This window comes from Pedobacter antarcticus, assembly GCF_900103515.1.
GTDB classification, from domain to species: Bacteria; Bacteroidota; Bacteroidia; order Sphingobacteriales; family Sphingobacteriaceae; genus Pedobacter; species Pedobacter antarcticus.
The window spans coordinates 387,361-411,388 of record NZ_FNGZ01000003.1; the positions used below are offsets into that span (position 1 = coordinate 387,361).

18 protein-coding genes are annotated in these 24,028 nt (G+C 41.1%); 14 read left to right on the plus strand and 4 right to left on the minus strand.

Annotated features, from left to right (window positions below; genetic code table 11):
- Nucleotides 1–32 precede the first annotated feature (32 nt).
- Together BLR53_RS08955 and can are read left to right on the plus strand one after the other, a co-directional pair.
- On the plus strand, nt 33–1,640 hold the full coding sequence (locus BLR53_RS08955) for a SulP family inorganic anion transporter (RefSeq protein ID WP_051759871.1): 1,608 nt from the start codon (nt 33–35) through the stop codon (nt 1,638–1,640).
- Nucleotide 1,641: 1 nt separating this feature from the next.
- Nucleotides 1,642–2,313 carry a carbonate dehydratase gene (gene can, locus BLR53_RS08960; protein WP_051759872.1) on the plus strand — a complete coding sequence of 224 codons (672 nt, stop codon included), beginning with the start codon at nt 1,642–1,644 and terminating at the stop codon, nt 2,311–2,313.
- Nucleotides 2,314–2,393: 80 nt separating this feature from the next.
- On the opposite strand, the gene pruA is transcribed toward can, so the two are convergent.
- Complete coding sequence (gene pruA / locus BLR53_RS08965; protein ID WP_074589063.1) at nt 2,394–4,022, minus strand: L-glutamate gamma-semialdehyde dehydrogenase; 1,629 nt, start codon at nt 4,020–4,022, stop codon at nt 2,394–2,396.
- Nucleotides 4,023–4,211: 189 nt separating this feature from the next.
- Between pruA and lpxK the strand changes: the two genes are divergently transcribed.
- The 5 genes from lpxK to BLR53_RS08990 all read left to right on the plus strand — a co-directional run bounded on the left by lpxK (nt 4,212) and on the right by BLR53_RS08990 (nt 9,271).
- Nucleotides 4,212–5,285, plus strand: coding sequence for a tetraacyldisaccharide 4'-kinase (gene lpxK, locus BLR53_RS08970; RefSeq protein ID WP_074589066.1), 1,074 nt, complete (start codon nt 4,212–4,214; stop codon nt 5,283–5,285).
- The gene (locus BLR53_RS08975) at nt 5,236–6,057 is read left to right on the plus strand and encodes a purine-nucleoside phosphorylase (RefSeq protein WP_074589070.1); all 822 of its coding nucleotides are present in this window, start codon (nt 5,236–5,238) and stop codon (nt 6,055–6,057) included. Before lpxK ends, BLR53_RS08975 begins: the two co-directional genes overlap by 50 nt.
- The gene (locus tag BLR53_RS08980) at nt 6,050–8,137 is read left to right on the plus strand and encodes a putative porin (RefSeq protein ID WP_074589074.1); all 2,088 of its coding nucleotides are present in this window, start codon (nt 6,050–6,052) and stop codon (nt 8,135–8,137) included. The genes BLR53_RS08975 and BLR53_RS08980 overlap by 8 nt, the downstream gene beginning before the upstream one ends.
- A gap of 128 nt (nt 8,138–8,265) precedes the next feature.
- Nucleotides 8,266–8,727, plus strand: a complete 462-nt coding sequence (locus tag BLR53_RS08985) for a peptidylprolyl isomerase (RefSeq protein WP_037440755.1) — start codon at nt 8,266–8,268, stop codon at nt 8,725–8,727.
- A gap of 4 nt (nt 8,728–8,731) precedes the next feature.
- Nucleotides 8,732–9,271, plus strand: a complete 540-nt coding sequence (locus tag BLR53_RS08990; protein ID WP_074589078.1) for a DUF5606 family protein — start codon at nt 8,732–8,734, stop codon at nt 9,269–9,271.
- A 263-nt stretch (nt 9,272–9,534) separates the two neighbouring features.
- Here BLR53_RS08990 and rlmH read toward each other — a convergent pair whose 3' ends face one another.
- Nucleotides 9,535–10,008: a 23S rRNA (pseudouridine(1915)-N(3))-methyltransferase RlmH gene (gene rlmH, locus BLR53_RS08995; protein ID WP_037440759.1), complete on the minus strand. Its 474-nt coding sequence runs from the start codon at nt 10,006–10,008 to the stop codon at nt 9,535–9,537.
- Nucleotides 10,009–10,109: 101 nt separating this feature from the next.
- On the opposite strand from rlmH, the gene BLR53_RS09000 reads away from it, so the two are divergent.
- Together BLR53_RS09000 and BLR53_RS09005 are read left to right on the plus strand one after the other, a co-directional pair.
- Complete coding sequence (locus BLR53_RS09000; protein ID WP_074589080.1) at nt 10,110–11,939, plus strand: MutS-related protein; 1,830 nt, start codon at nt 10,110–10,112, stop codon at nt 11,937–11,939.
- A gap of 84 nt (nt 11,940–12,023) precedes the next feature.
- Complete coding sequence (locus tag BLR53_RS09005) at nt 12,024–13,358, plus strand: GH1 family beta-glucosidase (protein WP_074589082.1); 1,335 nt, start codon at nt 12,024–12,026, stop codon at nt 13,356–13,358.
- A 48-nt stretch (nt 13,359–13,406) separates the two neighbouring features.
- Here the strand turns inward: BLR53_RS09005 and BLR53_RS09010 are convergent, their stop codons facing one another.
- Together BLR53_RS09010 and BLR53_RS09015 are read right to left on the minus strand one after the other, a co-directional pair.
- Nucleotides 13,407–15,674 (minus strand): aconitate hydratase, encoded by a 2,268-nt coding sequence (locus BLR53_RS09010; protein WP_074589084.1) that lies wholly within the window; start codon nt 15,672–15,674, stop codon nt 13,407–13,409.
- Nucleotides 15,675–15,959: 285 nt separating this feature from the next.
- Nucleotides 15,960–16,577 (minus strand): polysaccharide deacetylase family protein, encoded by a 618-nt coding sequence (locus BLR53_RS09015; protein ID WP_074589087.1) that lies wholly within the window; start codon nt 16,575–16,577, stop codon nt 15,960–15,962.
- 78 nt (nt 16,578–16,655) lie between these two features.
- On the opposite strand from BLR53_RS09015, the gene BLR53_RS09020 reads away from it, so the two are divergent.
- The 5 genes from BLR53_RS09020 (at nt 16,656) to BLR53_RS09040 (ending at nt 23,940) form a co-directional block, all read left to right on the plus strand.
- Complete coding sequence (locus BLR53_RS09020; protein ID WP_037440770.1) at nt 16,656–18,038, plus strand: TolC family protein; 1,383 nt, start codon at nt 16,656–16,658, stop codon at nt 18,036–18,038.
- A 27-nt stretch (nt 18,039–18,065) separates the two neighbouring features.
- Nucleotides 18,066–19,418, plus strand: a complete 1,353-nt coding sequence (locus tag BLR53_RS09025; protein ID WP_074589089.1) for an efflux RND transporter periplasmic adaptor subunit — start codon at nt 18,066–18,068, stop codon at nt 19,416–19,418.
- Nucleotides 19,419–19,490: 72 nt separating this feature from the next.
- Entirely contained in the window at nt 19,491–20,492 is a 1,002-nt protein-coding gene (locus tag BLR53_RS09030; protein WP_037440774.1) for an NAD(P)H-dependent glycerol-3-phosphate dehydrogenase, read from the plus strand.
- Between the two features lie 121 nt (nt 20,493–20,613).
- The gene (locus BLR53_RS09035) at nt 20,614–20,919 is read left to right on the plus strand and encodes a hypothetical protein (protein ID WP_037440818.1); all 306 of its coding nucleotides are present in this window, start codon (nt 20,614–20,616) and stop codon (nt 20,917–20,919) included.
- 240 nt (nt 20,920–21,159) lie between these two features.
- A complete protein-coding gene (locus BLR53_RS09040; protein WP_074589092.1) occupies nt 21,160–23,940 on the plus strand; it encodes a TonB-dependent receptor in 2,781 nt (926 codons plus the stop codon).
- Nucleotides 23,941–24,028 lie beyond the last annotated feature (88 nt).

Genomic DNA, 24,028 nt, shown 5'->3' on the forward strand with positions numbered 1-24,028 from the left:
TATTGTGTTTAAGGAATACTTAATATTTTATTATGCAGAACGGAAATTCAATCTTTTCAAGATTAGAAGTGAGGAAATATATCCTTAAAAAAAATTTAAAACGCGACCTGCCAGCTAGTATAGTTGTCTTTTTAGTCGCACTCCCATTGTGTCTGGGTATCGCCCTGGCGTCTGGGGTTCCATTATTTGCCGGAATTATAACCGGAATTATTGGCGGTATTGTTGTCGCTAGTATCAGTGGATCCCAGTTAAGCGTAAGTGGTCCTGCCGCAGGACTTACTGTAATTGTACTTGGTGCAGTAGCAGCTTTAGGCAGTTACCCTATATTCTTGCTGGCAGTTGTTCTGGCTGGTGTATTTCAGGTCATACTTGGTATGATCAAAGCAGGAACAATAGGTAATTATTTTCCGTCAAGTGTTATTGAAGGAATGCTGGCCGCGATCGGTATTATTCTGATTATGAAACAGCTTCCTCATGCATTGGGCGTAGATCTGGATTTTATTGACGAAAGATTGGTCGCTTCCGGCGGTACATCTGTATTCGCCGATTTAAGCGAAGCAATACAGAATATCAATATCCCGGCCTTCGTGATTACAGTACTTTCCATTGCTATATTATTATTCTGGCCAAAGATTAAAAAACTGAGCAGTATACCAGCGCCTTTAGTAGTGGTCGTGCTGGGTATTGTCGCTGCCATTTTATTCCAACAGTCCGGACAGGCACTTCGTGCAAGTCAGATGGTAGAAATACCTGTTGTAAATGGTGCTGGCGAATTCTTCAGTTTATTTACAATGCCTGATTTTACTGCGATTACCAATATCAAAGTCTGGGAAGTTGCTATCACTATTGCGGTAGTTGCCAGTTTGGAAACTTTACTGAGTATTGAAGCTATTGATAAGATAGATCCAATGAAAAGGACTTCTCCAACTAACAGGGAGCTTGTCGCACAGGGAATTGGAAATATGGCCAGTGGAATGGTCGGCGGTATCCCAATGACATCAGTTATTGTAAGAAGTTCAGCCAATGTGAATGCAGGTGGAAGGACAAAAATATCTGCCATCTTTCACGGAAGCTGGTTATTGCTGTCTCTTTTATTTATACCTGGTATACTGAATATGATTCCTCTGGCTTGTTTAGCAGCGATTCTACTTGTTACAGGTTATAAACTGGCGAGAGTTAGTCTCTTCAAACATATGTATCATAAAGGATGGGACCAGTTTGTACCATTCGTAATTACCATTATCGCTGTTTTACTAACCGACTTGCTAAAAGGTGTCGCTGTAGGGATGTTACTATCTGTATTTTACCTGCTGCGTACCAATATGAGGAATCCGTATTTTTATAAAATACATCAGGAAGGTGACAATAAGAATCTTAGAATTAAACTTTCTGAAGAAGTGTCCTTTTTGAATAAGGCTGCCATACAGGTAGTACTTAACAAAATTCCAAAAGAAACCAATGTCGTAATTGACGGCGGAAACTCCCGCTATATCCACCCGGATGTACTGGAAACAATTCACAATTTTAAACACAGCGCATTCTCAAAAGGGATTATTGTATCACTGGAAGATATCAAAGACCATTATACAGTACCTATAGTTGACGACATGCCTATTCAAAACCTAAAAAACCACAAATAATATGTGCGCAAAAATTGAACACCACACAAAACATATCACATACGAAGCCCTTTTACAAGGAAACAAAGACTGGGTTGCAGCAACATTAGCTGAAGATCCAGAATATTTTGCCAGACTTTCTGCAGGACAGACGCCGCCAGTATTATGGATCGGATGTTCAGACAGCAGGGTGCCTGCAAATCAGATCACCAATACCAATCCCGGAGATATTTTCGTACACCGGAATATTGCGAATGTTGTAGTCCACACAGATATGAACCTTTTAAGCGTCCTGGATTATGCAGTAAACGTACTTGAAGTTGAGCACGTGATTGTTTGCGGACATTACGGATGCGGTGGAGTACAAGCTGCCCTGGGCAATAAGCAATATGGTATTATTGATAACTGGCTGAGAAATATTAAAGATACTTACCGTCTGCATTACCATGAGCTGGACAGGATCACTGATGATAAGAAACGTGCCGACCGTCTGGTGGAATTGAATGTTATTGAGGGTGTCTTTAACCTGACTAAAACTTCCATTATTCAGAATCGGTGGTCGAATGGTAAGAAATTGGGTATCCATGGTTGGGTATATAGTCTGGAGACAGGTCTGATTAAAGATCTTAGTGTGACTACAGAATCTAACGATAATATATCGTCAGTATTCAAGATAGACATGTTGACTAAATAAACAGCACTGTCCCAATAGAAAGCGCCAGCCCTTTATAGGAGCTGGCGCTTTTGTTTATATATAAATCTGAATAAAACAAATTAGCCCAGGAAAGGGTAGCGGTAATCTTTAGGAGGATCGAAAGATTCCTTAATTGTACGTGGCGACACCCAGCGTAATAAGTTGATCATTGATCCTGCTTTGTCATTTGTTCCCGAACCTCTGGCTCCGCCGAAAGGCTGCTGTCCAACAACAGCTCCCGTACATTTATCGTTGATATAGAAGTTACCGGCTGCATTTCTTAAAGCATTAGATGCCTTCTCAATTGCATACCTGTCCTGTGCAATTACCGCTCCGGTCAGCGCATAAATGGAAGTCGAATCAATAGTAGTTAAGATGTCATCGAATGCTTCATCTTCATAAACGAATACCGTCAGTACCGGACCAAATAGCTCCTCGCACATGGTAATATATTTAGGATCGTCGGCCACTATAACAGTTGGCTCTATGAAATAGCCCTTTGATTTATCGTAATTACCGCCTGCAATAATCTCCACACTCCCATCAGCTTTTGCACTGTCTATATATTTGGCCAGCTTATCAAATGAGCGTTCATCGATAACAGCATTAATAAAATTACCAAAGTCTTCTGTACCGCCCATTTTAAAGGTCGCAAGGTCACGTAGCATCAGTTCTTTGATTGACGGCCAAAGGCTTTTAGCGATATAAACTCTGGAAGCTGCAGAACATTTCTGACCCTGGTATTCAAATGCACCGCGTAAAATAGCTGTACTCGATACTTCTGCATCTGCCGAGCCGTGAACCAGTATAAAATCCTTACCGCCGGTTTCACCTACAATTCTGGGGTAGGTTTTATATTTATGAATATTGTTGCCAATAGTTTTCCAGATATTCTGAAATACAGCAGTGGAGCCTGTAAAGTGTATTCCCGCAAAATCGGGACTGTTAAAAATCACCTCACCAGCTTCCGGACCATCTACATATACCAGATTAATTACTCCGTCAGGCAGACCTGCTTCACGGAAGATCTCCATAAGGAGGTTTGCTGCATAAACTTGTGTATCTGCCGGTTTCCATACGACTACATTTCCCATAAGGGCTGCCGAAGTTGGCAGGTTTGCGGCAATAGCAGTGAAGTTGAACGGTGTTAAAGCAAAAACAAATCCCTCCAGCGGGCGTTGCTCGACCCTGTTCCAGACACCTTTTGGTGACACAGGAGGCTGCTGCTGATAGATTTCCGTCATATAGTTTACATTGAAACGCAGAAAGTCAATTAACTCGCATGCAGAATCAATTTCGGCCTGATAAGCATTTTTAGATTGCCCCAGCATCGTTGCGGCGTTCAGTTTATAGCGGTATGGACCTGCAATTAAGTCTGCTATTTTCAGAAATATTGAGGCACGTTGTTCCCATGCCAGGTTCTCCCATTGAGGTTTAGCCGCAAGCGCAGCATCAATTGCCTGTTGAACATGTGTTTTGTCTCCAATACTGTATTGAGCCAGTAAATGCTGATGATCGTGGGGTGGAGTAACTTTCCCTTTTTTATCGGTATGAACAGCTTTACCTCCAATATACATTGGTATATCACCTTCTACCGCACGTGCTTCAGCCAGTGCAGACTGTAAGAGCTCACGTTCCCTGCTTCCCGGAGCATAGTCCTGAATGGGTTCGTTTACAGCTGTTGGCACATTGAAAAATCCTTTTAACATGATATATAATTTATGAATAGTACAAATATAGCTCTTTATTTACCCGGCCATTTAATGCGGCTGGCATTATGATATTTAGCTAACATTAAATTAAACGCAGAAAACACTGCGCTGATTATCACTTATGGAACATTATAAACATACCAGGTCAATCTTCGCTGAAATAATTCTTATTTTTGATTCACTCCTATGCTTAAATACTTAAGAATCCTTTTATTACCGCTCTCGTTGATTTATGGCCTGGTGGTTTACCTCAGTAATCAGCTTTATAATTTGGGTGTTTTCCATTCCACAAAATTTGACCTTCCGGTTATTGTAGTGGGCAACCTTGTTGTGGGAGGTTCAGGGAAGAGTCCCGCTACTGAATATCTGATTAATCTGTTCAGGGATCGTAAAATTGCAGTACTCAGCCGTGGGTATGGCCGGAAGACCAAAGGATTTATCAGGGCCGGTGCAGCAGATACGGCCTTAACTATCGGCGACGAGCCCCTCCAGTTTTATCATAAATTTCCGCAGATTACGGTTGCTGTTTGCGAAGACAGGGTGAAAGGAATCCGGAAATTGCAGTCAGATCATGACTTGATATTGCTCGATGATGCTTTTCAGCACAGAAGTCTGAAACCGGGATTCAGCATTTTGCTATTTGATTTTAACCAGCTTAATAAGACACAGTTTTTATTACCCGCGGGCAATTTGAGAGAAGCCTTTAGCAGTTACCGCCGGGCAGATTTACTTATGATTACAAAAGTGCCATCCGAAACTACTGCCGCGGAATTAAAACGAGTCAAGGATAAATTTGATGCGGAGCACGCTGTATTTTGCTCTTCCATTGTCTATCAGCAGCCAGTCAGTTTATATGATAGTGAAGAATTTCCGCTTTCCGCATTAAAAGATAAAACAATCTTTCTATTAACCGGAATAGCTAATCCTGCGCCTTTACTAACTTATCTAAAGCAGTTGGGCAGCACAATAGTTCATCATGATTATCCAGATCATTACTTGTATAAATTTTCAGATTTACAACGGTTAAGGGATGCATTTCATGCGCATTCGGGAAAAGAAAAAATCATCCTCACAACAGAAAAGGATGCTCAACGTTTATTTGATGTTACAATCAAAGAATTACTACTAAATTTGCCTGTATTTTATTTGCCGATCCGTATGGAAATCGGGCAGGGGAAACAATCTATTTTTGATCAAAAGCTATTAACTTATGTTTCAGACATTACAAGAGACCGTCACTTATATCAATCAAAAAACTAATCATTTTCAGCCTGAAATTGGTATCATCCTGGGAACCGGTTTAGGTGGTCTGGTACAGGAAATAGCGGTCGAATTTAGTTTGATGTATTCCAATATTCCGAATTTCCCGATCTCTACACTAGAGTTCCATTCGGGTAAACTTATTTTTGGCATACTGAATGGCAAAAAAGTAGTGGCCATGCAGGGAAGACTCCATTATTATGAGGGTTATTCTATGCAGCAGATTACTTTTCCCATTCGTGTAATGAAAGCGCTGGGAGTTAAAAACCTTTTTATTTCCAACGCTGCAGGCTCATTGAACCCTGATTTTAAAAAAGGAGACCTGATGATCATCAGCGATCATATCAATCTTCAGCCGGAGAGTCCGCTACGTGGCAGAAATGATGAAGATATGGGGCCACGTTTCCCGGATATGAGCCAGCCCTACAGACGTAATCTTGTTCAAAAAGCCCTGGAAATAGCTTCAAATGAAAATATAACTTGCCATCAGGGTGTCTATGTGGCCGTTACAGGACCTAATCTTGAAACTAAAGCAGAATATAAATATCTTAGAATTATTGGGGGCGATGCCGTTGGAATGAGCACTGTACCTGAAGTGATTGTTGCTAACCATATGAGTCTGCCCGTTTTCGCGATATCGGTATTGACTGATGAGGGGTTCCCGGAAGAATTGAAACCAGTAAGCCTTGATGAGATACTGGCTACTGCCAGGGCAGCAGAACCATTAATGACCAAAATATTGAGCCAGTTAATCCTGACCTTAGATGTATAAAATTATAGTATTGGTATGCTTTACCTGGATATTGGCAGGTTTCACGAGGATTAGTGCTCAGGATTTGAAAACTACTGTCCGGGATAATAAGGAACTCGACTCCCTGCGTAATAAGCTGGAGAACGGCCCTGATTCTGTGGTTTTTACGTCCAGATTTGTACGTTACACAACATTAAAGCTTACCAGAGATAGTATTCAAACATTGCCACTGGATACAAGTTTAAATGGCATGCAGAATTATAGTCCTGTGGAACAGCCCAGAAGACCTACCGTATATAATGGTAATATTGGGCTGGCGGCAAAAGACCTGCTTTTCAACCCGGATAAAACAATAGGTTTTAACCCAGGTTTTCATGCACTTGATTGGTACGCAAAAGGACATGATGATATTATTTATTATCAGGCACGCACGCCTTTCAGTAACCTCTTTTACGGGGGACAATACAGCGGAGACGAAGAGCAGTTATTCAGGGTTTTGCATTCACAAAACATTAAAAAGAACTGGAATATTGGAGCGAGTTATAACCGGATAGGTGCAAATGGTACTTATGCCAGACAACGTGGAGATGTATTAAATGGTACCATTTTTACCTGGTATACTTCACCTAATAAGCGCTATACTTTATTTGCGAACGCTATATTCAATACTTTGAAGGCCTATGAGAATGGTTCGCCGGTTGCCGATGTGTTCGGTACCGACGAAAATGGGGTGGCCAGAAATGCGCAGGCCGTACATCTGAATAACAGCAGGCAGATCTACAGAAAGAATACCATCATGCTGAAGCAATCTTATTTTGTAGGCCGTATTGATACACTGGACCAGGAAATCACAAAAAAGGTGCTGCCCACTAATAAGGTTACTTATACTTTGCAGTATGATAAAGACGCTTATGCTTTTCAAAAAACTGAGCTGGATGATCATACGTTACTCCCTGCTGGTATTGCAGACCTGAATTATACTAACGACAGTACGGGAGTGGTTCACGTGAAGAATGAGATCGTATATAGTTTCTTTCTGCGCGGAAAAAGCAGTACACTTATTAAAAATGAACTCAAGCTGGATGCAGGTATCAGGCATGATTTCTACGATTATACACAGCAAGTGCAGCGTTTAAATGCTCAGCCTTTTTACATTAATCAGAAGTCATTTCAGAACGTAACCTTACTGGGTAACGCCGGCTACAGGTTTAGTGATCGTGTGGATCTGAATGTAGATGTACAGCAGATCTTTCAGGGAAGACAAACAGGAGACTTTTTATATGAAGCGAAAAGTAATGTTCTGGTGAGCCAGAATATTGGGCGTGTTATACTTGGCGCATATTTACAGCAAAAATCTCCTGAAGAAATTTATAACAAATATTATGGCAACCATTTCAGCTGGGAAAATGATAACAATATCAGCGGTTCTGGTATGAATGCAGAACAGATTAACACGCTGTATAATGGCAGACATTTTAACCTGGGCAAAGACTGGTCAAAAACTAAAACAACAAACCTGTCATTCCGGTACCTGAATGAAAAGTTGAAACTCGATGCAAGCGCAGAATATTTTCTGATTAATGATTACTTATACTTCAAACAGCCAGGAGATCAGGCAGACTTGACTGTGGTCGTTCCCGAACAATATACCGATGCGATCAGTTTGCTGAAATTTACGCTGGGGAAGAAGTTCCGTTTTGGGAAATTCTCACTGGAAAGTTATATGGTCTATCAGAAGTCTAATGCACAAAATATACTCAGAACTCCCGATTTTTATACTTTCAACAGCTTCTTCGTAGATCAGACGGTATTCAAAGTTCTTAGAACGAATATTGGTTTTGATGTAAAATACAATACGAAGTACTCAAATTATTCCTATTCCCCGGCAGTAGGTCAATTTTATTTGGGAAGCGATGAGAAACTCGATACCTATCCTGTAGTAGATTTCTGGATCAGGGCAAGTTTGCGTAAAGCCAATATATTCCTGAAATATGAATACATTAATCAGGGTTTACAGTCGAACGGATACTATACAGTGAACCGTTACCCGATGCAAGACAGGGTGTTTAAGGTTGGCTTAAGCTGGAATTTCTACGATTAACACGAAAACATCTTCAGGTATTTATACGATTCCGATGATTTTATATACATTTACAGGTCGGGGTATTTCAACCCGGCATTTAACTTTACGCACATTTTACTAAATTTGCAGATTACAATAACGAAAATATGAGCAAAGCAATAATAAAAACAGAAAAAGGCGACATGACTGTCGAGTTTTATGAGAAGGATGCACCAAAAGCAGTTGCGAACTTTAAAAAATTAGCTTCAGAAGGATTTTATGATGGTGTTACTTTTCACCGTGTAATCCCTAATTTTATGGTTCAAACCGGATGTCCTAACTCTAAAGACGCAGCTACTGCGCATTTGGCAGGTACTGGTGGTCCGGGTTACAAAATTGATTGTGAGCTGTCAGGTGAGAACCAATTTCATGACCGTGGTGTCCTTTCTATGGCGCATGCAGGCAGAAATACAGGAGGATCACAATTTTTTATCTGTCACAGCAGAGCAAACACTGCGCACTTAGACAGAAACCATACTTGTTTTGGTAAAGTTATCGAGAACGTAGATCTTGTTGATGATATCAAACAAGGCGATAAAATTTTAAGTATTGAAGTTTTAGCAGATTAAGTATATGAATTTAAGAGGAATTGTAGCCGTATCCGGCAGACCAGGACTATATAAATTGGTTGGACAGAATAAAGCAGGTTATGTACTTGAAGGCTTAGATGCTCAGAAAGTTAAAATCGTAGCTAGTATTTCTTCCACTAAATTAGCATCACTGGAAGATATCACTATTTATGGTGAAGAAGAAGATCTGAAATTGGTTGATGTACTGGCTAATATCGCTGCGGTAAAAGGAGAAGTTCCTGATGCTAAGGCCGATGCAGCAGTACTTAGAGATTTATTTGTTGATGTTGCTCCGGCACACGATCAGGATAAAGTTTATACTTCAGACATGAAGAAAATCGTTACCTGGTTCCATCTCTTAAAAGACCTTCCTTTATTTTCAGAGGAAGCTCCTGCAGGATTAGAAGGTCAGGAAGCCCCAAAAGCTGACGATAAAGCAGATAAAAAAGCTAAAGCAGCAACTAAGCCTGCAAATGCTAAAGCACCGAGCAAAGCTGCTCAGCCTGCTAAAAAGGTAAATATGACAAGTAAAAAAGGAGTTTAGTCTGCTTTTAACATAAAAAAACCGGGTTGTTTAGCTCCCGGTTTTTTTATGCCTTTAATTTCGGTTAAAACTTAAAAACATAACCAGATAACCAGAAAAGCAATAATAGAGATGACAATAGCAATTGTGTAGCTCCACCGGTCATTAGAATTGCTGCTTTTAAAACGATATTTTCTTTTAAAATCTGATGGTTGCATATTATCCTTCCTTTTTAGTTATTAATTCCTGTTTAATGATGCGTCATTCTGCGGTTTTCCACAAATTTATTGATGATGGTACGGCTCGCCCTTTAATATACTGAATGCGCGGTAGAGTTGTTCCACAAAAAATAGCCTGACCATCTGATGGGAAAAGGTCATATCAGAGAGTGAGATTAAACCGTTAGCCCGCTGATATACCGATTCGTCAAAACCATAGGGGCCGCCAATGACAAATGTTAATTGCTGAACACTTCCGATCATCTGTTTGTTCAGATACTGTGCAAATTGTACGGAGGAGTATTTTTTACCTTTCTCGTCCATCAGAATTATAACATCGGGGTTACTGATCTGTTTCAGGATCAGTTCTGCTTCTTTACTTTTCTGCTGTTGTTCAGTCAGATTTTTGGTATTCTTTAATTCTGGTATGACCAGCAGGGTGAAACCTATATAGTGTTTCAGTCTTGACAGATATTTTTCTATGCCTTCAATCAGGTATTTGTCTTCAGTTTTGCCGACAACAAGCAGTGTAATCTTCATGCTTTTAGCTCAGTATAGTATGTATATTTTTATTTCTGCATAAAAACAGCCTGTTTCTAGCAGAAATAAGTTATAATCGCGTTTAGCGTAAAATCAAAGGTATGGTAAATTCCAGAGATAGTATTTTAAAGGACTATCAAAATAGTATAAATGCCCAGAAAACTGAAGTAGAAAGGCTTAAAAAGAAGCTCAATGCCATCTCTTTGTCGCGGCTGGGTTTGTTTGTGGCAGAGATTATCCTGGTGACACTCATTATTAGCATTGGCTTCCATCCAGTATTGGGTGTGGCTACAATTTTACCGGTTCTGATCTTTCTATGGCTCGTTAAAAAACAAGTTAGAGTGGAGAACGAACTTAGTTATGCCGGTCAGCTCCTGACCATTTACGAAAATGAGGACAACCTGATTCGGCGCCATAAAAGTATTTATGCAGATGGTACAGCTTATGAAAATGAACTGCATCCCTACAGTTCAGATCTCGATATTTTTGGGAAAAGATCTTTATATGCGAAAGTGAACCGTGCAACTACAAGACTGGGTAAAGACCTGCTTGCCCAAAGTTTTTCAATCCCCGCTGCTGAGGCCGATATTCTATTGCGGCAACAGGCGATTACAGAACTGAGTGGTAAAATTCAGGAAACCTTTCATTTTCGTGCTGGTCTGCAGGGACAGAAAGAAAATCAATTGGAAAATATAGCTGCAAAACTAGAAAATGACCTGCCAAAGCAGCTGGAATTTATAAAAGGTAAAGCGCTGCGGGTATATATTTCAATGGTTCCTTATCTTTCTCTGGCCGGGATTATTCTGGGCTATATTTATGGAGACCGAGCCTGGAGTCTTTTCGGGGTATATCTTTTTGTCAATATTTCTCTGGTCTTATATCGGTTCAAATTTATTAATCAACTTTATTATGGCTTTAGCGGAGGTTCTACATTGTTGAATTCATTATCCGGAACAATAAGATGGGTTGAAGAAGTAAATTGGCAAAGTAGCTATATCCAGCGTTTTACGATACAAGATGAGCAGGGTAAGCCTTTAAGCAGGCAGATCAAAGAACTTTCTGGTATTATCGTGTCATTCGATGCGCGCCTCAATGTTCTGGTGGGAAGTGTATTAAATCTGTTTATGCTGCATGATCTAAAGTGTGCTGTCCGTTTGGATAAATGGTATATACAATCTGCTGCAGGAATGCTCAGAGGACTCGAAACGATTAGTCACTTTGAAGAACTGATATCACTCGCTACCTTGCGGCATAATGAACCAGAATGGGTATATCCGGTTATCAGCAATACTTTCCGTCTTGAAGCCCTAGCCTTGGGACATCCCCTGATTGACGAGAAAAACAGAGTAGTGAATAGCTATAGTTTTGAATCCAGGCCGACAGTAGATATTGTGACAGGGTCAAATATGGCAGGGAAAAGTACTTTCCTTAGAACTGCAGGAGTAAACATGGTGCTCGCTTATGCCGGAGCCCCGGTTTGTGCGCATTCTTTTAAAGTCTCAATTTTTAGTTTGCTTAGTTATATGCGGATTAAAGATTCGTTGAACGACCAAACATCCACCTTTAAAGCAGAACTGAATCGTTTAAAAATGATTTTGGATGGTGTTGCCCGAATGCCTGATGCGCTGGTACTGATAGATGAAATGCTGCGGGGTACGAACAGCAGGGACAAGTATTTGGGTTCTAAAGTTTTCATAGAACACCTGATCGGTAAAAATACACCAGCTTTGTTTGCCACACATGATCTGCAGCTTTCAGAAATGATCGGCGATCACCCCAAACAAGTGAGAAATTATCATTTTGATATTCAACTGGCAGAAGGGGAGATGAATTTCGATTACCTGCTGAAAACAGGCGCTTGTAAAACATTTAACGCTGCCATTTTACTCAAGGAGATTGGCTTGGAATTACCAGCATCTATGGATCTTTAACAGGATGTAAAGACCTGATGAAATAACATAGGCTTAACGCGGTGTTTAAATAACCTGTTGATATTTAACGTTATTCCGAAAAATATGAAAGCAGCCGATTTTGGGGACGATTTTGTCTGGGGTATCGCTATAGCAGCAGCACAGAATGAAGGAGCAGCAGATCTGGACGGTAAGGGGCCGTCGATCTGGGATGCTTTTGCCAGGCGTAGCGGCAAAATTAAGAGGGGCGCTGGTCCAAACCCGGGCTGTGACTTTTATCATCGCTACGCTGAGGATATTGCTCTTGTGAAAACCCTCGGGTTTGACACCTTTCGTTTTTCTATTTCCTGGCCGCGATTACTTCCTGAGGGTACTGGCAAAATAAATGAAGCCGGAATTAATTTTTACCATCGGGTTATCGATTGTTGCCTGGAGAATGGCCTTGTTCCTTATGTCACATTATATCACTGGGATTTGCCGGAGGCGCTGGAAAATGAAGGGGGCTGGGCAGCATATAGCGTCAATGGAGCGTTCAATACATTTGTGAGTCTTTGTGCGCAGACTTACGGAGATAAAGTTAAGAACTGGATCATTCTAAATGAACCCTTCGGATTTACTTCTCTGGGTTATATGCTCGGCATTCACGCCCCTGGTCAGACAGGTGTTACCTCATTTTTTACTGCAGTACATCATGCCGCTATAGCACAAGCTGACGGAGGTCGTATTATACGTGCAGAAGTTCAAAATGCGCATATAGGAACGACGTTCTCCTGCTCTCAGGTGTTTCCCCATACTGATGCTGATAATGATCACCTGGCCGCATACCGAATGGATATATTACTCAACCGGATGTTTGTCGAGCCTCTTCTGGGGATGGGCTACCCGGGAATGGACTGGGAGGTGATGGAGAAATTTGCTATTTCGCATTCCACCTGGCGGCATACGGAGAAACTGGCTTTTGATTTTGACTTTATTGGATTGCAGAATTATTTTCCCTTAACTGTAAAATATAATGCTTTCGTACCAGTGGTTCAGGCATGGGAAGTAAAGGCAAAATCCAGACTTAAGCCGCATACAGCGATGGGTTGGGAAGTTAATCCCGACAGTTTTTATGCGATTATCAAACAATTTGCCGCGTATCCGGGAATACCAAAATTGTATATTACAGAAAATGGGGCAGCTTATGCTGACAAGCTTACAGATGGAAAGGTCGATGATCAGGAAAGGATTCGTTATTTTGAATTATACCTGGGGGCTCTATTAAAGGCTAAGCAGGAGGGATTGAATATAGCGGGCTATATGGCCTGGACATTAATGGATAACTTTGAATGGGCTGAAGGTTATCAAACCCGTTTCGGCCTGGTTTACACCGATTTTAAAACCCAGCAGCGGATTATTAAATCTTCCGGTTACTGGTGGCAGGATTTCTTGCGAAAATAAAAAAAGCTGTCCTTTTTTGGGACAGCTTTTTTAGATGTTAAGTAAATATTAGCTCTTTACTTGTTTGCGGATAATATTCAGCGCACCACCGGCTTTAAACCATTCGATTTGCTGTGCATTATAACTGTGATTTACAGGGAATTCTTCCTGAGTACCATCAGAATGGTGTAAAACAATAATTAATGGAACATTCGGAGCGAAAGTAGTCAGTCCTGTGATGTCGATAACATCATCCTCCTGAATCTTTTCATAATCTTCTTTGTTCACGAAAGTAAGACCAAGCATACCTTGTTTTTTCAGGTTAGTCTCATGAATACGGGCAAATGATTTTACCAATACCGCACGAACACCTAAATGACGAGGTTCCATTGCCGCATGCTCACGAGAAGAACCTTCACCGTAATTTTCATCACCAACAACGATTGAACCTATTCCAGCAGCTTTATAAGCACGCTGAGTTGCAGGAACCGGACCATACTCACCCGTTAAAGAATTTTTAACGTCGTCAGTTTTGTCGTTGAAGTAGTTGACAGCACCAATCAGCATGTTGTTAGAGATATTGTCCAGGTGGCCTCTGAATTTCAACCATGGGCCAGCCATAGAAATATGGTCAGTAGTACATTTACCTTTAGCTTTGATCAGTAGTTTTAAACCTTTCAGGTCTGAACCTTCCCATGGGGTGAATGGATCCAGTAATTGAAGACGGTGTGAAGTTGGAGATACCAGTACTTCAATACCACTGCCATCAGCAGCTGGTTGCTGATAACCTGCGTCATCAACAGCGAAGCCATTTGCCGGTAATTCAGAACCAGTTGGCTCATCAAGTTTCACCTGCTCACCTTTGTTGTTCGTTAAAGTATCAGTCAGGGGGTTAAAGCTCAGATCACCTGCTATAGCCAGTGCAGTTACCAGTTCCGGAGAACCAACAAAAGCAAAAGTGTTAGGGTTACCATCTGCACGTTTTGCAAAGTTTCTGTTGAAAGAGTGAACGATAGTGTTTCTCTCCTGTTTTTCAGAACCAACCCTGTCCCACATACCGATACATGGTCCGCAGGCATTAGTGAATACTTTAGCACCAATCTGGTTGAAAACATCCATAAAACCATCACGCTGAATGGTGAAACGGATTTGCTCAGAACCTGGGTTGATACAATATTCTGCTTTTGCAGTCAGTCCTTTCTCAGCTACTTGTCTTGCCACACTAACAGCTCTCGAAATATCTTCATAAGAAGAATTTGTACAAGAACCAATCAGTCCGACTTCAATTTTCATTGGCCATCCGTTAGCGGCAGCTACTTCTTTCATTTTTGAAATAGGTGTAGCCAGATCCGGTGTGAACGGTCCGTTCAGGTAAGGCTCCAATGCAGAAAGATCAATTTCAATCAGCTGGTCAAAATATTTTTCAGGCTCAGCGTATACTTCTGCGTCACCAGTTAAATGTTCTTTAATTTCGTTTGCAGCGTCAGCAACATCAGCTCTGTTTGTAGCGCGTAAATAACGCTCCATACTTTCATCGTAACCAAACGTAGAAGTTGTTGCACCGATTTCAGCACCCATATTACAGATGGTACCTTTACCAGTACAGCTCATGCCAGTTGCGCCGTCACCAAAATATTCTACGATAGCACCTGTTCCACCTTTTACAGTCAGAATCCCAGCTACTTTTAAAATTACATCTTTAGGAGAAGTCCAGCCGTTTAATTTACCGGTTAACTTTACACCAATCAGTTTAGGGAATTTAAGCTCCCAAGGTAAACCAGCCATTACGTCGCATGCATCAGCACCACCAACACCAATAGCTACCATACCTAAACCGCCTGCGTTTACTGTGTGTGAGTCAGTACCGATCATCATTCCACCTGGGAATGCATAATTTTCCAATACAACCTGGTGAATAATACCAGCACCCGGTTTCCAGAAACCGATACCATATTTGTTAGAAACTGAAGCCAGGAAATCAAAAACTTCTTTACTTTCTGTATTTGCTGCAGGTAAGTCAATTTCAGCACCCAGTTTTGCTGTGATCAGGTGATCGCAGTGTACAGTAGAGGGTACTGCAACTTTCGGTCTGCCAGCCTGCATAAATTGTAATAGTGCCATTTGGGCCGTAGCGTCCTGCATAGCTACACGGTCAGGTGCAAAATCTACATAGTCCGTACCCCTAACGTAAGAGGTATTTGTATTTTCATCCCAAAGGTGGGTATATAAGATTTTTTCTGAGAGTGTTAAAGGTCTGCCTACTAGTTTACGGGCCGCCTCAACCCGGGGTCCAAAGTTTGCATACACCTTTTTGATCATTTCTATATCAAAAGCCATTGATAAATGTGTTAAAAGGTAATATATTAAGAATTATTTATTGCGAATTTACAAAAAAAAACAGGGGTGTGGGTTGATAAGCAAATCATTATATTATTTATATATGTTCTAAATAATTGAATAATCATAACGATGGGGCAAATTAAGACCATAATCAGCGTGGTGTTCATTTTTAAAAAGCACTGTCCGGTACTGAACAGATGAAGGGCGATTTTCCATTAAAAAGCCCTGTATCTGCTGTTGAGACACCTCTCATAATTCTGGCCTGAATTTTCTGTGCGGGTTTTAGAGTGTGCGGAAACTGTAGCCTTTTTTCTTTAGCGATTCAATGACAGCCGGCAAAGCTGTCTGCATCCTGTCGAACGCCTTTAAACTGTCGTGGAAGACAATAACAGATCCGTTTCTGGTGTAAGATAGCACATTGCTAATGCATTTTTCAGCGGAAATGGAAGTGTCGAAATCTCCACTGAGTGTGTCCCACATAATAATCTGAAGGTCCGGATGGATTTTTCTGAGTGCCCGGATCTGTGATTTTTTGATCCTTCCGTAAGGCGGCCTGAATAGATTGGTGCCTGTCAGCTCCTGACACCGGATGAAATTAGTGACATATACATCCGTTGGAGTTTTCCAACCTTTCAAGTGATTGAAGGTATGATTGCCTATAGCATGACCTTCGGTTTTTAAACGCTCAAAAATATCAGGATGTTTTCTGATATTGTCACCAATACAGAAGAAAGTTGCTTTGCACTTGTAAGTTTTTAAAGTATTTAAAACAAACTCTGTAACAATCGGCATAGGGCCGTCGTCAAAGGTTAAGTAAACAACTTTTTCAGCGCGTTCCTTATGCCAGGTTAAGCCTTTGTAATACCACTTTAAAAGAAGGGGAGATCTGACCAGGTACATGGCCAAAGATAAAAATAAACCAGGATTTGCCACTGGTTAGCTGAAAAACATATTGTTTAAACAACGTATATATAAATTATGAAAACTTTTACGCCTAAGAGCCTGCGCGGGCCTGTTACCTTCAGTATGACATTATTGGTCGCTGCTCTCGGATTTAGCGGAACGGCTGCTGCCCAGGAAAAACTGACTATTCAGCAGGCAGTAGAAAGGATGTTGCAGAATAACCTGACTATTAAGCAAGCCGCGCTGAATGTTTCTACATCAGAAGTGAACTTGCAGCAATCGAAAGCAGCGCTTTACCCTTCACTTAACGGTGGTCTGGACAATAGTCTGAATTTTGGACGAAGTCTGAACACGGCCACAAATCAGCTGGTTAGTAATAAGTTTTATCAGGGTACGGGTAGTTTGAATGCATCGGTAGATCTTTTTGGTGGCTTTGCCAAACTGAATCAGATCCGTCAGAATAAGATTTTACTGGAGGCAGGAAACAGCAATCTGGACAAGATTAAAAATGATCTGACCCTGCAGGTTGTCACAGCATATTTTCAGGTGGTTTTTAATGAAGATTTATTGAAAGCTTCTAATGAGCAGCTGATCGTTGCGCAGGAAACTGAGGTAAGAGAGCAGGCATTGCTGGAGGCGGGAAATAAAACACTGGCAGATATCTCTCAGGCAAAGGCTCAGGCAGCGACTGCAGAATTAAATGTGACCAATGCGCAAAACCAGCTGACTATATCTTTTCTTACACTGTCTCAGTTAATGGAGATGCGTCCGGATTCTTCGAATTACGAGGTGGTTGCGCCAACTATTGTGGATATCGCAATGGCCCGTAAGAACTATAATGTCAATGAGGTTTATAACTCTTCACTCGCTATATTCCCTGATATTAAACTGGCTAAGTTAAACCGCGAAGCTGCCGAAAAGGGAGTGGCAGTGGCGAAAGGCGCTTTGAGTCCACGTATTTCCCTGGGTGGGGGAATCGGTTCCAGATATTCTTATCTTCTGGGTACAGGTTTGATGGGCTCCATCCCCAATCCGCATTTATTTGATCAGATCAGCAACAACTTTTTTCAGAACGTAGGACTTTCTGTTCAGATTCCTATATTTAACGGATTACAGGCAAGATCTAATGTGAAAAGAGCAAAAATAAATTATGAAGATTTTAAGATCCAGGAGCAGCTGGCAAAAAATAATTTGAATAAGGTAATTGCGCAGGCTGTTGCAGATTTGCGTGCCGCAGATAGTCGTTATAAGTCTAACGAAAACACATTTAATGCGCAAAAAGATGCATTTAATGTGATTGAGCAGCGCTATAATGTAGGTCTGGTTAACTCATTGGATTATAATACAAGCAGAACAAATAGAAATAAAGCAGAAATTGACCTGATCCAGGCAAAATACGACCTGTTATTCCGGTCAAAAGTTATTGATTATTACCTGGGGAACCAGATTACATTTTAACGCAATTCAAACTATAATTATCAAACGATGAAATTAAAACACATACTCATTGCAGTTGGCATGCTGATTGCCTTACTGGTAGCAGCAAAAATGACCGGTCTGATAGGAGGTGAAACAGTGGAAAAGGTTACTGTTGAGAAAGCAGAGGTCAGGAAAGTTATAGAAACGGTAACTGCCAGTGGAAAAGTACAGCCGGAGACAGAAGTGAAACTGAGTTCCGAGGTGTCGGGAGAAGTAGTTGAATTGCTGGTTAAAGAAGGTGATGTGGTTAAAAAAGGCCAGTTATTGTTTAAGATCAGACCGGATATTCTGCAATCTGGATATGATAAGGCCAGCGCTTCCTATAATTCTCAGAAGGCGAGTGTGAGTTCCGCTGAACAATTGTTGAAACAGTCTCAGGGTACCTTCGCAAACGAAGATGGAATCTATAAAAGGAATGTAGAACTCTTCAATAAAAAAGTGATCTCTGTTGCAGAATTTGATGCAGCCAAAGCCGCATATTCCACAGCAAGAACGAATCTTGAGAGTGCAAAACAATCTTTGATTGCTGCTAAATTTAATCTAGCACAATCAGGTGCCAATGTTCAGGAAGCCGGTGCCAATTTGGCTAAAGCAACTACTTTCGCTCCGGTGGATGGTGTAATTTCAAAGTTATCGGTTGAGCTTGGCGACAGGATCCTGGGAACAGCTCAGTTTGCTGGTACAGAGATCATGCGTATTTCAAACCTGAACTCTATGGAGGTGAACGTAGACGTAAATGAAAATGATATTAACCGTGTGAACGTAGGTGACAGTGCAACGATAGAGGTAGACGCGTTTGCTGATAAGAAATTTAAAGGAATCGTTACAGAAATTGCCAGTTCTTCTAAAGATGTGGGCACAACAACAACAACAGTTGACCAGGTGACGAATTTTGTTGTCAAAGTAAGAATCTCAGCAGATTCATACAGTGGCGTTCAGGGTGGTGCTAAAGATTTACCCTCGCCTTTCAGACCCGGATTATCGGCTACAGTTGATATTGAAAGTTCATCTGTGAACAGTCTTTCTGTTCCGATCCAATCCGTATTTACAAAGAGCGAAGGTGGCGGCAGCGACAAAGAACAGCAGGGAAATGACGCAAATGCAGATAAGCAGAAGTCAAAACTGACAGATAAAACTATTAAACAATATGTTTATACCTATGCAGGTGGTACAGTAAAACAAGTTGAGGTTACAACCGGTATTCAAAATGATCAGTTCATTGAGATCAAGAGTGGTCTGAAAGCAGGAACTGAAATTGTTAGCGGACCTTATTCTGCCATACAGAACCGTTTGAAAGATGGTGCGAAGGTAGAAAAAACTACTAAGGATCAGTTATTTGCAAATCCTGATAAAAAGTAAAAACGACGCTTCATAATAATTTAAGTAATTTGTCCCGGTTTAAAACATTAAACCGGGATTTTTTATTTGACTATGATGAGACCAAAAGTTGCAATGATTGGCGGCGGAAGCTGGGCGACGGCCGTTATCAAGATGCTTTCGGATAACCTTACCGAGAAAGACATATACTGGTGGCTGCGGGATACCGAAGTAATCGAACACCTTAAAAAATATAAACATAACCCTAAATACCTGAGCTCGGTCGAGATCAGGATACCTGAATCGCATATTTCCGATCAGCTGCCAGCTATACTGGAACCGGTAGACTATGTCATCCTGAATGTGCCGGCTGCATTTCTTAAGGAAAGCCTTCGCGGTGTAACGCCGGAGATGCTTGCCGGTAAGAAAATAGTTTCTGCAATTAAAGGAATCGTGCCAGATGAGAATCAGATTATAGGCGAATTCATGCAGGAAAAGTATGGCATTCCAAAAGAAGATCTGATAGTAATCAGTGGACCTTGCCATGCAGAAGAAGTCGCATTGGAGAAACTCTCATACCTGACTATCTCTTCAGTTACTTTGGAATATGCAGTTGAATTTTCTAAACTGCTTAATACAAGGTATATTAAAACTAATGTTTCAGACGATATTTACGGTACAGAATACGCTGCGGTGCTTAAGAATATCTATGCGGTAGCGAGTGGAATTTGTCATGGTTTGGGTTATGGCGATAACTTTCAGGCAGTGCTTATCTCTAATGCGGTCCGTGAAATGAAAGATTTTGTAGATGCTGTCCATCCAATTGACAGGGATATTAAAGAATCCGCTTATTTAGGTGATTTGCTTGTCACAGCCTATTCGCAGTTTAGCAGAAACAGAACTTTTGGTAATATGATAGGCAAGGGATACACGGTTAAGTCTGCTCAGCTCGAAATGAATATGATAGCTGAAGGTTACTATGCAACTGCCTGTATGCATGTGATTAATAAAAAGTACAAAGTTGATATGCCGATCAGCCGCGCAGTGTATGCAATATTATACGAAAAAAACTCGCCGCAGATAGAAATGAGGTTATTGACAGAAAAACTGATCTGATTTTATTCGGCCTGGAAATTGATTTAACACAATCGTGAAACCATCTTCAGGCCTGCTATATATCCTATACTGCAGGCTGCCTGATCTTAGCTTCATTACTGCTAAATTAAATTCTAAGAATATGAAAAAAACTTTTGTATTGGGTTTCTTCGCCCTAGCTCTGGCATCGGTATCTTTATCGGTACAAGCCCAGGAAAAAAAGACAGTTGGTCAGAAAATTGAAAACACCGCCAGTAAAGTAGGTAACAAAACAGCAGAAGTTGCTGTAAAGGGTACAGCTAAAGTTGCTGACAAAACTTATAAAGGTAAGAAAGCACCAGATGGTACAGATGTATATATTGACGGTAAAAACCGTAAATATTACGTTGATAAAAAAGGTGGTAAAGTTTATCTGAAAGCCTCTCAGATCAGAGACAGAGTAGACTAGTATACGCTAAGTTATTGTGATAACGCTAAATTTGCGTAAAAAAAAGACGTGTCAGCAATGGCACGTCTTTTTTGCTTTATAGCTGCCGCGGCTTTGTCTTATGTCCGGAATATAACATGATAATTTTCTGTAACTTAAGGGTTAGGTTAAATAAAGCACTAAATACGACTAGGTATGTAGTGTTTGTCGTTTAATCGAATATATTTGTTTGAGAATCATCTAATAACCTAAATCAATTCTATGAAAATTAAATTCTACTCAATTTTAACAGGTCTTACTTTACTGGCACTGGGCAGTCAGGCACAAACTATCCGGGGGGTCGTCAGCGATACATCGCAGACCATTATCGGTGCCACTGTTGCAGTTTCCGGAAATGGACCAAAAGCCGGTACTAATTCTGCCGGCCGTTATGAACTAAAATTGCCAAGCGCGGGCACTTATACCATTTCAGTTACTTATCTGGGCTATCAGGCGCAGCAAAAAAGAATCACTATAGGTGAACAGGAAACACAGACAGTAGATTTTTTCCTGTTGCCTAACAGCAATGAGCTGGATAATGTGGTTGTATTGGGCTCCAGAAGTGCACCAAGGTCTAACCTGGATACACCTGTTCCTGTTGACGTGGTTGATATCAGCAGGATCACTCAAAATATACCGCAGGTATCCCTCAACCAGATCCTGAATTTTGTGGCCCCATCATTCACGTCTAATGTAATGAGCTTAACAGATGGAACCGATCATATTGATCCGGCGTCTCTGCGTGGTCTGGGCCCAGATCAGGTTCTGGTTTTAATTAACGGTAAAAGGAGACATACCACAGCTCTTGTAAATATCAATGGAAGTTTGGGTAAGGGTTCTGTCGGTACAGACATGAATGCAATTCCTACTTCTTCAATTAAACGGGTTGAGATCCTCAGGGATGGTGCTGCCGCGCAGTACGGATCTGATGCGATTGCAGGCGTGATTAATATTATCCTGAATAATGATGTCAATAAGCTTACAGCTAGTGTTTCAGGTGGCGGTTATACTGGCAAGCATTCCGATGGATTAGACGGGGAAACTGTACAAGCTAACGTCAATTATGGAGTCGCCCTGAATGATAAAGGTGGTTATCTGAATCTATCAGGATCATTCGACTACCGTGATTTCGCCTCCAGAACTACGCCATACAGAGGTGCAATCTATACGGATTATAATAATCCTTCACTCTATCCAACCCCAACGGGTGTGGATATTACAGATGCAGAACTAGCCCGCAGGGGTCAGAGCCGTTCAGATTTCGTTCCTAATATCGGCCAGTCCAGAAACAGGGGAGGAGCTTTATTCTTCAACTCGGTAATTCCTGTTGCACAGGATGCAGAAGTTTATGCTTTTGGAGGTGTTAATTACAGGAATGGAGTATCTACTGCGTTTTACCGTACACCGCGTCAGCTGAATCAGAATAATGCAGTAATTTATCCAAATGGATTCCTTCCTGAGATTATTACCAATAGTCTGGATCAATCTTTCGCAGTTGGTATCCGCGGGACTGTCGGCAAATGGAAGTCAGACTTCAGTAATACTTACGGCCGCAATGTGATCGATTTCAAAACCGGTAATTCAGTAAATGCATCTATGCTTACTGCATCTCCGACTTCCTTTGAATCGGGTGGATATGAATTCGCTCAGAATACCACCAATCTGGATTTCAGCCGTTTCTTTGAAGGACCATTAAAAGGAATTAACGTTGCTTTTGGATTTGAGAACAGATATGAAAATTATAAGATCAATCCGGGCGAAGAAAGCTCCTGGAGGAATTATGGCAATGCATTGCAAGTAGGTGTAGACGGTCAGGGTAAACCTATTCTGGTTTCCGATCCAAATGGAAATATTCCTACGCGTTTTGCACCAAATGGTGCAGCCTATGCCGGTGGTGCGCAAGGTTTCCCAGGTATCAATCAGGCTAATCTGACTAATGAATCCAGAAACTCTGTAGCAGCTTATGGCGATGTCGAATTTAATTTCACGGAAAAATTCCTCGTAGATGCAGCTGCCCGTTTCGAGAATTATTCAGATTTCGGTTCCACGGTGAATGGAAAACTGGCAGCGCGTTATAAATTTTCAGATGTTTTCCTGTTGCGTGCAGCAGCGAGTACGGGTTTTAGGGCGCCGTCATTACATCAGCAGTATTTTAGCTCTACATCTTCAGTTTATGTGGATGGTAATATCGTAGAGTCGGGCACATTTGCGAATGACAGCCGTATTGCCCAGCTTCTGGGTATTCCGAAATTGAAACAAGAAACTTCAAAAAGTATCAGTGCAGGTTTTACTTCCAACCTGGGTAAACTGAAAATTACTGTCGACGGGTACTTCATTAGAATTAATGACCGTGTAATTTATACCGGACAATTCGTGGGTAATAATTCACCTACAGCTTCTGATCAGGATAAGGAGATTTTCAACCTGCTACGTCTGGCCAATGCAACAACGGCAAGGTTTTTCGCCAATGCAGTAAATACAGAGACCAAAGGTCTGGATGTTGTCTTGTCTTATAATACAGCGCTGGGTAAAGGAAACCTACGTGCAGACTGGGCAACCACTTTTACCAAAACCAGTATTGTAGGCCCGGTTCATGCATCTCCGCTGCTTGCAGGAAAAGAAAACATTTATCTGGATAATGCCAGCCGTATTCTTATCGAAAAAGTAACGCCGCGTATGAAATCCAATATTACATTTGACTACACAATTGGCAAATGGAATGCTTTTATCCGGAATGTATATTTTGGAAAGGTTGAACAGCCCACTAACGTAGATGCTAATCGTCAGGTGTTGACAGGCAGAGTTATTACCGACCTTGGTGCCGGTTATAACTTTACTAAAAGCCTGAAGCTAACAGTCGGTGCTAATAATATATTTGACGTATATCCTCAGGAATTATTATTGGGTTCTCAGGGAACTTCAGGTATTTTATATCCTAATCAGGCTCCGCAATTCGGATTCCTGGGCAGATATGTATTTACCCGTCTTTCTCTGACATTATAAAATACCGGTTTTTCTGTAAAGAATATTTAAGATGTGTGGAAGAGAGTTTTCCGAAGGCTGAATACCTTTGGAAAACTCTTTTTTATTA